Genomic DNA, 16,309 nt, shown 5'->3' with positions numbered 1-16,309 from the left:
GAAATCTGAAATTTAAGTTTGATTTTATACTACTAATTTCTCGATATCGTTAATTAATCGCTCCTGACTTGAGGAAGTCACTCCTCATCCTGCCCTCGGCAGGGGAACAGCGAATGAAGTCATTCAACTCAACTCAACGATCAAGGGAGTATGGGCATCTTGCCCACCGCCAGCAAGACGCTGGCACTACAAATCGTTCAAATCATCAGATTGACTGACTCAACGCCATCGAGGCTCTAGGCGCGGTCTTTCCACAGAGAGCTTCCAAGCAAAGGAGCTACAGAGGATCTTTCATAGCCCGCCTGTAGACAAAACAAGCATCCGTACAGTTGCCTGACTGATGCTTGATTGATGTTGATGCCCTCCTATTGGGCTGAAGAGCCTGCTTTTACGAAAGCGTGCGTAGAAGTCGCTTGATCTTGAGTTTTTGCTGCCGATCAAGCATTTCAGGAAACGTCAACTCCATAATGATGTGCTGCATCTGCGGGCTTCTAGCTGCTGGCGTCAAATCGATGCGGGAATAGGTAGGCAGCACCTCCACTGACTGCACCTGAGCCAGTAAGCTCTGGGGATAGGTTTGCGGATTGAGCTGAGTTGTGGATTGGCTTAAAAGTAGAGCAATCAGGGGTTGGGTATACTGCAATTCCTCGAGTTCCGCTACCTTTTCGCCCGTCAGTTCAATGCGGATATCGCGATGGCTCATCTCGGTTACTTTACCGCTATAAGACACCCCTTCCCAGCCTTCCCAAAACAGTTCTGCCGTGGCCCGTACCTGTTTGCGTACTCGCACTCCTACTTCAGGTCGAAACTCCTGGAAGGCTCGATTCAGGCTAGTAGCAATAAATCGCAGTGAGGCCAGCGGATGATCAGTTTCGCGCCGGTGCTGGGCGTACCACTCGTTGACATCTGAGTAGATCACGAGCGTTAGATCATCGCGTTGGGTGCGCGTCGGTTCAATAAAATCAACAGCCAGCAGTACTTGGAGTTTGCTGGTAGCAATTCCCCGCACAATTCGGGCATCGAGCAACACGCTAGCCCCGGCGTCGCCAATCAGTTCTACCCGCACTTCATCGGGAATGTTGGGCCACAGATCGAGCAAGATCAAAGCTCCTGTTTCGCTCACATTCACCGTTTTGCCAATCCAAAATTTACCGTCGCTGTGGATCACGGCTCTGAGCTGGCGCGGCAACCGATGGGCACGGCGCAACTGTGGCTGTTCAAGCGCCACCAGACAGGCAGCCATCACCAGCAAAATGTTGAAACAGCACCAGAGAGCATTGATGATCACCGCCTGCGTTTCTAGCGGACTGATCACCAGCCAAAACGGCACCGTCAGCAGCGAAACCGATGTAATCACACCCAAAAGTACCAAATAGCGAATCGAATCCAGATCAAATCGCCGCTCGGTGACCACTTCTCCCTTGCTCGTCACGTTGAACGAACCCAGCTTAGGATTAATTAGCGCCAGAATAGTCACAATCCCAGCCTGAAACGACATGGCAAACTCGTAGATTTCATTCCAAAACGAGAACCGCACATGTTTGTAGGGAATGTAATTCGTCTGCATCGACAGAATAATATGAGGCAGGGCATAGGCTAGGGTTTCAACCCCCAATCCCTTCACCGGGTTGATGCCAAACAGCAAAAAACAGGCGGGCGCAATCGCAAACATCAGGCGAGGAAAGCCAAAGAAGAAATGGGACGTAGCGCTGAAGTAGCAGAGCCGCTGGGGAAAGCGCAGCCGCAATTTACGGTTAAACAACGGATTCTCCAGCCGCAGAATTTGAGCCATACCGCGTGCCCACCGCACCTGTTGCCCCACATAGGACGAGAACGTTTCGGGCGCTAATCCGGCCACCATGATTTTGTCGTAGTAGACGCTTTTGTAGCCCAAGGCATGCAGCCGCAGCGAGGTATGGCAATCCTCAGTTACAGTTTCGGTAGCAATGCCACCAATGCTCAGCACATAATTCCGCCGGATTACTGCCGCAGAACCGCAGAAAAAGGCTGCATTCCAGTAATCGTTGCCTTTTTGCAGTACTTTGTAAAATAGCTCATTGCCGACAGGCACATGGCCTCCGGTGCGCAAATTGCGTTCAAACGGATCGGGATTATAGAACCAGTGGGGTGTTTGCACCAGCGCCACTTTTTCATCGTAGAAGAAGCCAACCGTCTCCTGCAGAAACCGCCGCATTGGAATGTGATCGCAGTCCAGGATCAGCACTAAGTCGCCGGTGGTTTTGTGCAGCGCCGTGTTGATGTTGCCCGCTTTAGCGTGATCGTTATTATCTCGCGTCAGTAGGATACAGCCTAGTTCGTCGCACATTTCCCGCAATTGGGCACGCCGTTCGCGATATTTTTCAGCTCGCCCGTCATCGAGAATATAAACGCGCTTTTTCTCAGTCGGGTAATCGAGGGCGAGGGCTGCTAAGGCCGTTTTGCGGACAATCTCCACATCTTCGTTGTAGGTGGGAATGTACACGTCAACGGTGAACCACTGCTCGACCGGAATATCGTTGAGGTCAACGGGTCGTCGGTCTCTGGTTTTCATGGTTTGAAAGTAGGCCAGAAACAGCGTCCCCACCCCGTACAGCTCAGCCAAAAACAGCAGCAGCGAGAAAACCGCATCCAGCGGTTCGCCTAAATTCAGCGTGTAGCTGGCGCGATAGTAGAGATAGCGCAGGGTCGTGAGAATGCTCAGGGTCAACAGCAGCAGATGCAGATATTCACTGGCGCGGGTTTCCGGCTGCCGTTCTTCGAGATGCAGCAGCCAACGGCCCATGCCAATCACCACAACCGCCACAATGCTTTGCTGCCATAAATTGGGCCGAATTGTGATCAGCGGCATAAACAGCATCAGCAGTGAGATAATCAGCAGCAAAATCTGACGGCGACCCAGCCCCGCCAACAGTGGTTCAAACAGACGAGGCAGTCGTTCCACCAGCAGCGTGGTCAACAGCTGACCGCAGCGGTCAATATGCGCTCTCCACGGGCGCGAACGGCGGGGATATGACTGACTCATTGTTCCTGTCCTGTAAACTTCTTCAGATAAAACTGGGTGATGCTGTAGAGAATCAGCGCGGCCACGATCAATCCGGGTGCTAGGATAAACCAATGGTTACGCAATAGGCTTGTCACTTGTTCACTCACACCTGCGTTGGTGACGGCTCGCTGAGGCGATTGGCGCAAAAATTCTAGCGTGTAGTCTTGCGCATCAAACGGAGACGGATTGTCCGTATTGGCGCTGACGAGCACCGTGTCTCCCTCGATTTGGTAGAACAGCGGATCGCGGCTGATCAAATCACGCACTTGATCAAGTCCGGTGTCGGTCTGGCTGGTCAGGGCCAGCAGCATCCGGTCTGAATTCCAGGGTGAAAAGATCGCTTTGATAACACCTTCCACATCGGGTAAGGTTTGTACCTGACTATCGCGCCACTGCCGGGAAAACAGGTTTTGCAAGGCTAGATTATCAGCCTGGTAGGCTTCCGGAAAGGGAAACTTGGCCTGAACGCCGATTCCGATCAGATGTTTGCTCTGCCGTTGTTCTTCGGGCAATTGGCCAGCCCGGTAGACCGAGAACTGCACAGTATCATAGCGGCTCAACCGGCCTAACCGCTCGCTCACTTCCAGCATGAGCAGCAGATCGGCTTTGTTGGGATTATCGGGTACCACTATTGCCGTACTGGACAGATCCTGGGGAGCCGTGAACGGGTAGCCCGCCTGCAACAACTTCAAATCGGGCAGTTTGGCCACCTGTTCGCGCTTTAAGTCAAAGCTGGTGTCGGCATGGATTTTGCCCCAGAGCTGCTGATCGGTGACGCGGCTACAGGAACGGCGTTCGCGCGGATCGAGCCGGAAGTTGATCTGCATCTTCGAGTTGGGTTTGATGCTTTCGGCAGGAATGTCAACCCGCAAGGACTGGCGATTAGCCCCGCTGACGGAAGTGAGCCGCGCGCCCCCCAAGGGCACCCCATCCAACTGCACCTCCACCTGCGAGGTTAAGGGATTCACCTGGGGGCCATAGCTGTAGCGTAGCGTCATCGAGCTACCTGGCAAGATCCGGTCGTCGGGCAGGGCACGAAAATCAAACTCCAAGGCGGGCGCATGGGAGCCGCGCACTGACACATCGGTATAGGGCTTGTCTTCAAAAGTTTTCAGATCGCTCAGCTTGAACCGATCGGTAGGTGGCAGGTAGCCGCGCCACTCGCGCAAAGGAGGCGGAGACACTGCCGTCACTTCGTTGACAAAAATCACACTGCCCGTCCCCAATTGGCGATCGGGAGCCTGCACCATAAACTGGACTGCTTTCTCTACCGCTTGCGCCGTATTGCCGGTGGCAACTAACACCGGGGTTTTGCCCTGATTGACCGTTGCCATCAGCAGCACACCCACGTCATCCCCTAGCGCTTTCTGGTTGCCATCAAGAAGTTTTCGGTTTTCCAGTGCTACCGGTAACTCCAATTCACTCAGAATTGGCTGCTCGTCTGGCGTACCGATGATCACCAACCGCTCGGCATCATTGACTTGGTCGGGCGCATCCACGAGGCGACTATCGAGGGCACGATACTGAGCAATCTGGCCCAATGAGGCTTGAAAGCGGGCGGCAGTGGTCAACCAGGTTTCGTCAAGAGCTTTAGGCTGCAAATAGGCGATTTGGTTCGGCTCCAGGCTGAGGGTGTCGAACACAGGATAGGGATAGCGGTCGAAATTGAGCGAAACCGGCTGCGGCTGGACGTTAAAAACAATTTTGGAATCTGGTAAAATTTCCGACCACAGGGATGGATCGTAGGGGTCTTGGGTACAGGTGGGTGAATTATTTTGTAATGCAGCAATGGCCAGTTCGTTGTAGTCTCGCAGTAGGCGCACTGGAACGTCAAAAATAGCGCTGCCAACCCGGCCTTCGGGTTGATTGAGGGGTACGCTGCCAATGCTGGTGCCGTTGATTAACACCGTTAGGTTAGAGCGGCTGGCATACAGGGCCGGCGAATGACGATAGCGTAACTGTACCTTTACCGTGTCAGTTTTCCAGTGCCGCGGTCGGGTAAACCAAAGTCGCGTTTCGTCATAGATACTCTCTAACCGCAGGCGGTTGCTAACAATCGGACTGCGGTTAAACTCCAGTACATACTGACTGGCAGAACCGGGTGCTAGAACAAGCGTTTTGGGTGCAGCAGGCACAGCCACCGATTTGGTTGCTGCATTTGTAGGAGCATTCGTTGAAGCATTCGCTGGAGTATTCACCGGATCCGGTCCGGCTTGGGCCAAAACTGGCGTTGTGAGTTGCGCTAGACTCAGTCCCAGCAGCAGCCGACAAAGAAACAATTTCATCTGCGGCGATCGATTGCCACGCTGATTAGCATCATTGGCAGCAGAGGATTGGGGGAATCGGAAGGGAAATTGACTTGTCATAGGGTGGGGGTTGCACCGTGATGCGTGAATAAATCAGGACAGAAGTGATTTCTCAATCAGAATCAATCAGCACACTTAATCAGCACACTTAACAGCACGCTCAATCAAGAACTATCGGTAACGCTCCCATTCGGGCTGAAAACCTCGGCGGCGCAGGAATTGGGTTTGCAAGCGGCGCAGGCTCTCCTCGGTGGAGGCGTTGGGCTGCTCTTGTTGCAGTTGACGTAATTGCTGGGTGGCGGCGACGGGCTGGTCCTGGACAATCTTCAGTTCGGCAAGCACCCGTTGAATGTCGGCATCGTCTGGCCGTTGGGCTAAGACCTGCCGGTAGAGGGTTTCGGCTTCGGCATAGCGCCGCTGTTGAAATCGCACGCCGGCCAATGCAGCCACCGCATCTATCTGATCCGGCTGTTGGGCCAGGATGCCTTCATAGGCTTGACTGGCCCGTTCCAAATCGCCCAGCGCCTGGGCCAATTCACCCTGAACAAAGTAGACCTCAATCCGGTCAGGATTCTCCGCCAATAGCTGATTCACCCGGTTCTGCGCCCGATCCGGATCGCGGCTGGCCCAGAGCTGCACCCAGCGACGGTTAACGGCGATATGATTCGGCTCCAGCTCCAGCAGGGTGTCGTAGAGGGATTCGCGGCCCGGATCCGCTGGCAATGCGCCTACCAGCAAAAATAGTTCCGGCGGAAACTCACTGCTAGAGGCAGCAAGCCAATTGTTGAGCACCGCAGTTGCCTCAGCTGCGGAAATTTGTCCTTGCTCGTAAGCAATGGCTGTTACCCCCAGAGGAATCGCTCTGTCGTCGGGATAGGTAGCCTGGATCTGCTGATAAATTTTGAGCGCATCGGCCCTACGGCCCTGAGCCAGGCGAATTCCAGCCAATCCTCGCAGGGCAGCCTTGCCGGTCGCCCGGTTGGCATAGCGCTGGGCCAAGTCTTGATAGCGATTGGCGCTTTCCTCTAATTTGCCTTCCTGCCGCTCAATTTCGGCCAACAGCAGTTCTCCTGCTGGGTCGGCTTTGCCGCTAACGGTCTGGCGGTAGGCAGCGAGCGCAGATCGGGCAGCGGCGATATCCCCTCGACTGAGCTGAATCTGGGCAATCCGAAACTGGAGAAAGGCCACGTTGGTTGAACGCAGCGCCTCGTAGGTGGCTAGCAAGGCCGGATCGGGCGGGTTGATCCGAATCAGAGCTTGGGCCAACGGCTGCTGTTCGGCAGCAGAACTGGGCAGGGGCTGCACCAACTGCTGAATCTCCTGCTGAAAGCGACGGCGCGGCAACTCTCCTAACTGATAGGCCATCCAACGCGCCTTGATCTGGACGCTACGGTCCTGAGGCTGCTCGGCCAACACCTGCTGGTAAAGCTGCAAAGCAGTTGCTCTGGTTTCGGGCACTTCGCTCAACACATCGGCGGCTTCGCTCAATAAGCCGGGAGCGGGTGACGGCTGCTGCAACACCTGCTGATACAGCGCAATCGCTTCTCGATACATCGCCTCATCTTCGGTCTGCCGTCCGATGGCACTGAAAGCACGGGCTAACGGCAACTCGGCGTTGGGTTGGTTGCGCAATGGCTCCAGGCTAGTGATTGCCTGCTGCGGCTGGTTATTGGCGATATAGGCAACGGCTAAGGCCGAACGCAACTCTGTCGCCAGCGGATCCGAACTGGATAGACGCTCTAACCGCTCACTTAAGACCTGCACGGCCAGATCCGGCTGCTCGGTTTGCCGCAGGGCAAGGGCGTAAGCCGTGATCGCACTGTTGGGAATGGCGGCCCCACTGGCTTGATAGCGCTCGAATAGAGCGAGTCCGGTTTGGACATCCCCACTGTAGGTGTAGATCTGAGCCGCCGCTAAAACCACTGCCGCTGGCGGGTTCGAGGACAAGACCGCCTCATAGTCAGCAATTGCTTCTGGAAACCGCCCCTGATAGCCATAGAGCAGCGCCCGCTGGGCACGAGCGGTTTGATTGTTAGGCTGGAGCGTCAGCAATGTCGTTAAAGCCGTGATCCCCGTTTGCTGCCACTCCGGACGGTAGGAGGCCAACTCACCAATCGCAGTCAAGGCGGTAGAATTATTTGGCTCTTGAGCAATCACCTGCTGATAGGCATTCCAGGCTTCGCCATCCTGTCCGGCTCGCTGATAGGCAATCGCTAATCCCAACCGGGCGTCGATCGCATCGGGATTGGTTCGTAAAGCCTGCCGAAAGGCCGCAATCGCATCGTTGACCCAACCCCGCTCTAGCAGGATGTAGCCTTCCTGAGCAGCTGCCGAACGAGCCTGAGCCAATCCTGCCGTGATGGTGACATGGAGACTGGCCGCTAGCACCAATGCCAATCCTAGCGCCTGTCGTGCTTTAGAAGCGGCCATTGCGAACCGACCTACAGAAAACTGGCTCATCGAAATAGCCTCCCAAAATCGCTTGAGTCAAAATCTGCTCGGATGCGGAATCCCCCGATCGTTTCAGAGAACTGATCGAACGATTGCACCGTGACGCCAGCCCGCAAATTGGGCGTGATCCGAAAGTCGTAGAACAATTCCCATACGTCTGGGTAATCATCACCCCGATCGCGCCTCAGATCTGCGTTCGAGAGCTGTTGGCCGTAGGCGAGACCCAAGCGGTCATAGGGCATGAATAAATCCAGCAGATTGACCCCCACGCTGTAGGTCGTACCACCCCGATCCAGCTCCAGATTTTCGTACCAACCATAGCGAGCAAACAGCCCCAGATTAATTTCCGGAATAAAGTACTCAGCATTGAGACCATAGGCAGCTTCCCGGTCCCCCGACCGCAGCCCAAACTGATCGCCGCGAGCAATCTGAAAAATTTCCCGAAAGCCACTGTCCTGTCCAGCATCGCGCCCGGTAATGTAGGTGCCACGCAGAATCAAATTCTGAAATCGCAGCCCGATTTCACCTGCGAATCCATCCAGGGCAAAATCACCCAAATCTCGATCGGACGAGAAGCCAGCAATTTTAATTTCTAGCGGATCTGCCACACTCCAGTTGAGCAAAATCGCCGGACGCGACCCCAACCCAGCTGCCGTCAAGGCCGGATTGCTTTGAAACACGGGATTCAGAAACTGAGTTGCCGCATCTTTAGCAAAACTATTGCGGTCGAAATAGGAGGTTAAATCCAGCATCCCGACTATAAAGCGCAGATTGGGCACTTCGGTCGGCGACACAGCAACATAGAGTTCATTCAGGTCAAATCCTGTTTCTGGCGAATCCGAAAAAGCGTCACCTCCCGTGACATCAATCGTGCCGCCAACCAGGAGATTGGGTGAAATTGCATAGGAGGCACTCACCCGTCCGCGCGCCGAGGATTCCTCACCCTGAAGCGTATACACCCCCTGTACTTGCACCAATGGTTCGCCCAAATCCTGGCTGCGGCGAGAGGCGGGCGTTAGCAGCTCGTTGCGGCGATCGGCATTGCTGCGATCGACATCATTGGCAGATTGCGCTATAGATTCAGAGTTAAGTTCAGGAGTAAGTTCAGAAACACCTTGAGAAACGGTAAGAACCGGATTAGATGATTCCTGTGGTGAACGGTTCGGAGATTCGTTAACTTCAGCCGTCGATTCATAATTCTGCCGATTGACAAAAAGTACATCTAAAGCTGAGACTTTTAGAATGTCAACTTTTGCAAGTTCTGCATCTTCTGATTCAGCAATTGATGCATTCAGCGGAATGTCAGAATCAATAAGTTCAGATGCAGGAGAAAACTGAAGATCGTCATGATTGAGTTCATCACTCAGTTCAACCACTGATATTTCTTCTACCTCATCCTGCACTGTAATTAATGGTTGGACAATCTGGGTAGAGCGCTCAGAATTTGCTTCAGAATTTGCTTGAGCATGGGGCTGCCAACCAGCACAAACACCCAGTGCAATCAGTGTTGTAGCAGATAAGCTCGTAGCAGATAAGCTCGTAGCAGATAAACGAGACCAGCACTGAGCATATAACCGTGAAATTTTTCTCTGATGCAGAGCAACATCATGAAGTGGGGGATTCATGTTTCCTGATAGATAAAAGACGCAATTTCCTGATCGGCCAGGAAAGGAATTAATTTGTAACTTGTAATTCAGATAATTCTGAATACCGGCGTACTGATTGAGAGATCGTCTTCTGTCGGCAAACGCGCACAGAACGGGATATCATCGCTAGAATCAGAAAAATCAGGATTGTATAACTAGTCGTTGTAACTGACTATGACAACTGATGTGTAGTTGTTTTTCCAGAATTGATACAACAGGTAAACACAAACTGATCGCTTAATCAATCCTCAGAACAATTTTATTGCTCTCAGCTTTCAGTTTCAGCTTTCAGTCTGGGAGATGACACCAATTAGATAGAAAGTAAATGTTAGGAAGCGATGCACGTCCTGAGAAAACCTGGTAGATGAATTCAGGAAGCGATCGAGAAGCGCTTCACAACTAAACTCATTCTATCCTTGTATACGCAAAAAATCTGAAGGAACCATTAAGGATAAGCAGCTCCATATAAAGGTGGGAAAAACTTATTGACCGCACTTAAGATGAATGGCAACAATTTATACTCGCCACCATCCCATTTTTGGATTGTTTTTTTGACTGGTTGACAAGATAACCTAAACTGGAGCTAAAAAGTCATAATGTTGTAATTATCCAGGTAATTTAAACGACATTAACTAGTATCAACTAGACTAAATAGCTCGACCTGTACCGGCATCGGGTTAGCTTGGTTGAAGTTTTTGAAAAGTTCTTCGGCTAATCGTGAAATATTGGACCAATCCGTAGAACCAGTCCAATTTCTAGAGTATGGTATGAAATAGGAGTGCAAGCTCGACCGTCAGCACCATCGCCACATCTACTTTGGTTTGCGGTTTAACTTCAGTTTTTGATCCTTTTCCCATGTCTACTCAGTTCTCTATGCTCCGATCGCCTGGTCTCCGGTCAAATTTTTGTTGCCGGTTGCTCCTCATTCTCCTCAGCGTTACTCCCTGCATCTCTCTGATGACTGGATGCACAGAGATCCAACTGCCAACCAAACTAATTCCGGCACGCCAACTCAAAGAGATTATGATGGATTGGCACGTCAATCAAACATCCCAACCTGGAGCTTATGAAATTTCTGGTAAAACCAACTTACCGGATCGCACCCAGCTCACGGTAGCCGCTCTCCGCTATCTCTACCCCATTGCAGCAACGGCTCGTCGGTTCAACACCGACCCAACCTATACGATTTTGGATTATCAGTCCGTCACGGTAGAGCAGGGCACTTGGCAAACCCAACTGAATCTGTGGCAAGTTGCATCGGATCGGACCTTTAAGGAAAATTGGCAGCTCGACCAACAGGGACTAGCGATTCGATTTAATCCCAGCGAAGATGTGGTTTTTTTGGTGACACTGGCTCCGATTGACCAATTGCCAGCATTACAGCAGCAGCTTGCTAAACAGGGACAGCAGCTTGCCAAAAGTACGGTTCGCAGCAGCACGGAAGGAGAACAGTACGCCCAGTTTCAAAAAACTCTGGCAGTTGCCTTGCCCACCGGCAGCACGTTGGCTTCCTCGGCTCAGGTAGACACAGAAAACTTTGGCTGGGGACGCCGTTACCTGATTCCACAGGAACCGCAAAATCCAACTCAGCTGGAACGACCCAAGACCCGCCAAACCGATGCGCCTGCCCGATCAGAGGAGTTCTTGCGCTAGGAGAGTCAATAATGGTTGTTAGTTTGAGAGTCTTAACTTACGCCTGTCGTTCTTGCACCATTAGAATCGTGTCGGTAAGATCCGCCTCCTGCAAATTGGCTCCAGTTAAATCGGCACCAGTTAGATCGGCTCCCATTAAACTAGCACCCCAAAGATTAGCAGCACGCAAGTTCGCATGGGCTAGGTTCGCTTCACTTAAATCAGCACCCCAGAGGTCAGTTTCAGCTAGGTTGATATGGGTCAGGTTGGCACCACGTAGATTGGCTCCGGCCAAGTTCACCCGACTCAAATCCATCTGTCCTAAACGCGCTTCTGGACCAATCCAATACAGCTCATCGAGGCTGAAAGCGGCTGGAAATTGGGTCGTGTCGTCGTAAAGGGCTTGAGCAAAATCGGTCTGCTGACTGTGGATGGTATGCAAATCCGTATTAAACAGATTGGCATAGCGCAAAATTGCATAATCGAGCGTGGCTTTGTGCAGCTTAGCACCATTCAAGTTGGCTCGGATCAGGCAGGCAGCCGTCAGATTGGCTTGATTCAAATTGGCGCCGCTTAAATTGGCCTGATACAAGTTGGCCCAACTCAGATCTGCTCCAAACAAATTGACAGCCTGCAAATTTGCTGCGGTCAGATCCGCCTCACTCAAATCGACCCCGCTGAGGTCACGCTCGCGCAGGTCAGCCTGACGCAGATTGGCACGGGGCGCAATCAAATACAGCCCTGCTGCAACCGGATCAAAACCAGTGGGGAATCGCGTGGTTTCATCGTATAGCGCCTGAGCTAGAACCGCATGGCGCAGACTGGCAGCAGATAGATCAGCCTGTCGCAAATCTGCTCGCCGCAGATCTGCCTGCTCTAGATCGGCTGCTAAAACCACCTCTCGTAAATCACTGCCTCTCAAGTTGACTTGCCTCAGGTCTGCGGCCGTTAGGTCAGCTTGCCACAGGATAATGGCCTGTAGATCTACTCCACGCAAATCCACCTGACGCAACCTTGCACCACTAAAGTTTCGTCGCCCAAGGGTATACTGCTCCTGAAAATCCGCTGAGTTCATGTCACATGGGGGTATTGCTTGCTGTTATCTTTGTTTATTCGAATTCACAATTATTCTCTATTTTTCGTACATGGCATGCGTCTACAGATTGCATTCAACTGTTGCATTCCTGGGAAGTGCATCAGCATCATTCGGTTTCCATCAGGAGGAAACTAGCTCTAGTTCAGTGACTGGCTGCCAAATCCAAACTGCATACTGGTGTTCTACTGGTGTTACAACCACATGATGTGCTCTGCAACTCAATTGCCGAGCTGTTTCTAGGGCCGCTTCTTTGGTGGAGAGTAGGCGAAAGAAACTGTAGTATTGGCCTGCAACCTGAATGGCAAATTGACGTCGGTGTTCATGCTTTACTCGAATGCGGCAGGTTGCATATTCTTCGGCTAGTTCTGTAATCAGCCCACAACTTTGCCCAACTCCTTCCCCCATCTCTGGATCGGTAGCAAGCCACTCGGTCATACTTCCTGAAATTGGCTCTACTAGATCAAGCTGCGGCTGCGCCGCAATAGCAGCCAATAATTCTGGTTCAAACGTCACCTCGGTTAGCAATGGCAATTCGGATGCAAGCTCACTATCCCAATCAGCAGCCACAATTGGCTCAGCAGCGGGGACTGAAGGAACCGCAGCCGGTATCGCCACTCGATCTTTCTGCCGCCTCCATATCTCCACTGTAGCCATGCCCGTTACTACACTCGTAACTAATGCACCACCAATGTAGCGAATCGTTAAATCCCGATTTTGGCTGGCAATAATGGGTTGCAGTTCCCGCCCTAATGGCAAACTGTCAACTACTGCTTCCGGTTGGGAATGATAGAAGAAGAATGGCAGCGTTAGTAACGAAAAGACTGCACTAGACGCAACGACAGCGGGCAAAATAGCACTCGAAACGTGACGACTACTCATGACTCACCGCTCTAAAAACCTCAAAATAGCAGGGAACGTATCCGTGAAACATTTGTACTTGAACCTATCCGATTTTTCTGACTACAAGTCAGTAAACCCGTCGGAATTTTTGAATTCCCACCCAGAGGGGGCCTTGGATAAGCTGTTAGAAACTTGAGGGCGGTAGTGCACCAGAAAAACCGCGTTGGCGACTCTTAATATTTAGTTAAGGTAAAATTTGTTCCCTCATTATAAAAAGCTTGGCTTATCTGTGCTAATACATCTAACGAAAGACTTTTTCTTCTCAGCAAGCAAGCGAAGTATGAGTCGAGTGATTGGATCAACTGAGGCTGATTCCTACTTAACCTACTTTACTTTCTTCTTAACCTAGACTACGGGTGCAGTGCTAGATAATCCGGTGGAAATTAGCAAAATTTGAATGAACCCTGACCAATTTTTTTAAACCTACGATTGAGCAACTTCAATTTGCCCATCTGCTGGGAGTTGAGTTCAAGAATCTCTGAATTTGCTAAGAGTCACAATTATGCTGAATCCTTTATGGAATAATGCAATAGGCGTTCTGATCCTAACTTCTGGATCTGACGACCGACGCGAACTGGTTACAAACAGATGGGGATTTGCAATGCAAACTTAATACGAACTTGAAGTATGGACTCGAAACATGATCCGGATCTCCCTATTCGCTGACTGGATGTAACGAGTGAAGCCTGACAAAACGCAACGCTAAAGCAATACAACGCTAAAAAATGACTGTTCCCACTGCTGACAGCGTGTCATAACTGGGCAACTGCGATAGTCAGCACCACTTGGCTAGTCTATTCCCGTAGTTTGGTGTTATTGTCTGTCTCTAATGAAGCATCTTCTCAAACCGCTTGGACATTGTCTCACGACCGCTGTAATGACATCGGCAATGTTGAGAATATATGCATTGCCCCCTGCCGAAGCCTCCACCCCCAATCCGGGAACAGATCCACTCTCCACAGATACAGTTACTAATTCTGGAAGCACCGAGCCATTGCCAGCTGTGTCCGTAGCTGCGCCAGAGGCTGCTCCACCCGAAGTTACTCCACCCGAAGTTACTCCACCCGAAGTTACTTCCACAGCTCCGCCAGCAGAAACGCTGCAGCCCGCAGCGGCTCCGGTTCAGACGCTTGCCCCCACGGCAACACCCGTTCCCACCGCACCTCAAGCCAGCGGTATTGAGAAGCCCACAGCCACACCGAGCCTGCCCAAGCCAGCTCACCCACCGGCCGCAGCTACAGATCCAAATGTAGACTCAAATCTAATTGACCAACCTGGGGCGACCACCAACCCCGCCGCTCCATTGCCGCCAGCAAATCCCAAAGCAGGAGCCAATGCCAGCCCCCAGACCATTGCCGGTATGCGTCAGGTGCTAGAGAAACGGCTAGCCGGTATTGTGGAGCAAGATAAGGCCACCAGAGAATCTCAGTGGCAGCAAAACGTGATTTACACGGCTCTACAAGCAGCCTGGAACAAAGAGTTTGAGCGCGCCCGCCAGATTGCCAAACATCCAGCTCTCCCACCCACTTTGCAGTTGGAAGTGCTGACTAAGATTGCTGCCATTGAGGCTCAACTTACGACGCAGCCCAGCCCACAGACCGCCCAAGCGTCTACCCCAGGACAGCAGCCCGCTGGGGCGAACCGAGGACGCACTGTTCCCTCTGGTTATGCTGGGGTCAATCTAGCTTCATTATCCAACCATGCAGGCATTTCCCTGGCAAACCAGTGTCCAGCGGTCAATCACTCTGTTGCCTCAGCTCCTAATACAAACGCAAAGCCAGGTGGATCGGTAGCAGCGGCTAAATCTACTCAGGCTTCGGACAAACCAGCCGGGATTCCAGCTTTCATTCCGGCTCTGGGTGAAAGTTTAGCGAGCCGTTTGGTGCAGTTGAGCCAGAAACCCAGTGGAGTTGCCAATCATCAGACCTCCGGTAAGCAGGAGGCCAGCACACGCGCACGGCAACCGCTTGTGGCTCCGCATCTATTTACTGGTGTCGCTAGCAGTAGCGTCAAGCCCCAGCTCGACCAACCTGCTCCTGCCCAGGTTCCTCAGGCTCCTACTCAAGCCTCTACGGCCCAACCCCTGGCTCCCCGACCGATTCCGGCACAACCCACAGTGGCACAACCCACAGCACAACCCACAGCTGAACTGGCGTCCCGGCCCGCAGCCGATGTCAAAACTCAAGTGCAAGTTAAAGCAGAGCCTGAGATGCCAGCTCTGTTGCCGGCTAGCGCTAATGATGGAACTGCAAGCGCCGAGGCTCTGACCTCGTCCCCGCTCAACCCCGGTCTAGATTCATGGATGGCATCAACGTTGAACTATTCCTTGGCTCAGTTGAATTTGCCCTTTCTGCCGCCACTTTCTGATTTTTCTAGCCGTAAGACAACGCCGTTGGATCTGGTGCGTCCTTGGTGGCTCGGTGCTGACGATAAGGAACCATCCAACCAGCCTCCTGCCGATGCTGATTTAGCTGATGCAGCTCAAGCCTCTATTCAACCGGCTCGTTTCGGGTTTGAGCCGCTAAATCTCCCATCTGCTGAGGTGGGATTGAGCAACGCTCCTCTCTGGCAAACTCTGGAACAGAAGCTGGCTTCGCTGCAACCGCAGCCCAATGTTCCTAAATTGGCTCAGAAGCTATCAATTCCTAGCCTGGTGGCAAAGGCAACCACGAAACCAGCAGTCTACGATGCAGCATCTCTCTTGGCAATTAGCTGTAGCAACGCCCAACTCGGCCATTATGATGCAGGCAGCTATGTCGTTGATCCGGCGACCTCGAAGCGGATGGGTTGGGTGAATTTGCTGTTCCCCTTACCGATTCCGGCAGTGATTACTTCGGCCTTTGGTTGGCGTATCCACCCGATTTCTGGCAATTTGAGCTTTCATACAGGTCTTGACTTGGGTGTACCAATGGGAACTCCGGTGATGGCCGCCCTCGGTGGGCGGGTTGTGGCCGCCGATTATATGGGTGGCTACGGACTGGCAGTGGTTGTAGAAAATCCAACGACCCGCCAGCGGAACCTATATGGCCACCTCTCTGGAATTGCAGTTCAACCCGGTATGCAGGTTGCCCAGGGAGCGATTCTCGGCTGGGTTGGTAGCACCGGCAATTCCACTGGCCCGCACCTCCATTTCGAATCTCTGATCTCAACTGAAACTGGCTGGACTGCCGTTGATCCCTTAGCGTCAGCTGCGGTTGCAGTGGCAAGAGATAAGTGAGAAAGATGGGGGAAGTGA

At 52.4% G+C, this 16,309-nt stretch carries 8 protein-coding genes; 2 read left to right on the top strand and 6 right to left on the bottom strand.

Annotation, left to right across the window (positions count from 1 at the left end; genetic code table 11):
* Positions 1-388 precede the first annotated feature (388 nt).
* The 4 genes from bcsA to HJG54_RS00335 form a co-directional block, all read right to left on the bottom strand.
* On the bottom strand, positions 389-3,022 hold the full coding sequence (gene bcsA / locus HJG54_RS00350; RefSeq protein WP_316432704.1) for a UDP-forming cellulose synthase catalytic subunit: 2,634 nt from the start codon (positions 3,020-3,022) through the stop codon (positions 389-391).
* On the bottom strand, positions 3,019-5,409 hold the full coding sequence (locus tag HJG54_RS00345) for a cellulose biosynthesis cyclic di-GMP-binding regulatory protein BcsB (RefSeq protein WP_316432703.1): 2,391 nt from the start codon (positions 5,407-5,409) through the stop codon (positions 3,019-3,021). The genes bcsA and HJG54_RS00345 overlap by 4 nt, the downstream gene beginning before the upstream one ends.
* Before the next feature lie 111 nt (positions 5,410-5,520).
* Entirely contained in the window at positions 5,521-7,809 is a 2,289-nt protein-coding gene (locus HJG54_RS00340) for a tetratricopeptide repeat protein (RefSeq protein ID WP_316432702.1), read from the bottom strand.
* The gene (locus HJG54_RS00335; protein ID WP_316432701.1) at positions 7,806-9,425 is read right to left on the bottom strand and encodes a hypothetical protein; all 1,620 of its coding nucleotides are present in this window, start codon (positions 9,423-9,425) and stop codon (positions 7,806-7,808) included. The genes HJG54_RS00340 and HJG54_RS00335 overlap by 4 nt, the downstream gene beginning before the upstream one ends.
* Positions 9,426-10,403: 978 nt before the next feature.
* Between HJG54_RS00335 and HJG54_RS00330 the strand changes: the two genes are divergently transcribed.
* On the top strand, positions 10,404-11,099 hold the full coding sequence (locus HJG54_RS00330; RefSeq protein ID WP_316432699.1) for a hypothetical protein: 696 nt from the start codon (positions 10,404-10,406) through the stop codon (positions 11,097-11,099).
* A gap of 37 nt (positions 11,100-11,136) precedes the next feature.
* Here HJG54_RS00330 and HJG54_RS00325 read toward each other — a convergent pair whose 3' ends face one another.
* Entirely contained in the window at positions 11,137-12,153 is a 1,017-nt protein-coding gene (locus tag HJG54_RS00325) for a pentapeptide repeat-containing protein (RefSeq protein ID WP_316432698.1), read from the bottom strand.
* Between the two features lie 141 nt (positions 12,154-12,294).
* Positions 12,295-13,053, bottom strand: coding sequence for a hypothetical protein (locus HJG54_RS00320; protein ID WP_316432697.1), 759 nt, complete (start codon positions 13,051-13,053; stop codon positions 12,295-12,297).
* 910 nt (positions 13,054-13,963) lie between these two features.
* Here HJG54_RS00320 and HJG54_RS00315 point away from each other — a divergent pair.
* A complete protein-coding gene (locus tag HJG54_RS00315) occupies positions 13,964-16,291 on the top strand; it encodes a peptidoglycan DD-metalloendopeptidase family protein (protein ID WP_316432696.1) in 2,328 nt (775 codons plus the stop codon).
* Positions 16,292-16,309 lie beyond the last annotated feature (18 nt).

The organism is Leptolyngbya sp. NK1-12, assembly GCF_032598965.1.
Classification (GTDB): domain Bacteria; phylum Cyanobacteriota; class Cyanobacteriia; order Elainellales; family Elainellaceae; genus Elainella.
Note: the sequence above shows the minus strand (reverse complement) of the source record. Positions and strands in the feature narration are given on the sequence as shown.

Excerpts from the sequence above, each read along its gene's own strand:
- bcsA (WP_316432704.1), bottom strand. The coding sequence starts at position 3,022 with ATGAGTCAGTCATATCCCCGCCGTTCGCGCCCGTGGAGAGCGCATATT.
- HJG54_RS00345 (WP_316432703.1), bottom strand. The coding sequence starts at position 5,409 with ATGACAAGTCAATTTCCCTTCCGATTCCCCCAATCCTCTGCTGCCAAT.
- HJG54_RS00340 (WP_316432702.1), bottom strand. The coding sequence starts at position 7,809 with ATGAGCCAGTTTTCTGTAGGTCGGTTCGCAATGGCCGCTTCTAAAGCA.
- HJG54_RS00335 (WP_316432701.1), bottom strand. The coding sequence starts at position 9,425 with ATGAATCCCCCACTTCATGATGTTGCTCTGCATCAGAGAAAAATTTCA.
- HJG54_RS00330 (WP_316432699.1), top strand. The coding sequence starts at position 10,404 with ATGACTGGATGCACAGAGATCCAACTGCCAACCAAACTAATTCCGGCA.
- HJG54_RS00325 (WP_316432698.1), bottom strand. The coding sequence starts at position 12,153 with ATGAACTCAGCGGATTTTCAGGAGCAGTATACCCTTGGGCGACGAAAC.
- HJG54_RS00320 (WP_316432697.1), bottom strand. The coding sequence starts at position 13,053 with ATGAGTAGTCGTCACGTTTCGAGTGCTATTTTGCCCGCTGTCGTTGCG.
- HJG54_RS00315 (WP_316432696.1), top strand. The coding sequence starts at position 13,964 with ATGTTGAGAATATATGCATTGCCCCCTGCCGAAGCCTCCACCCCCAAT.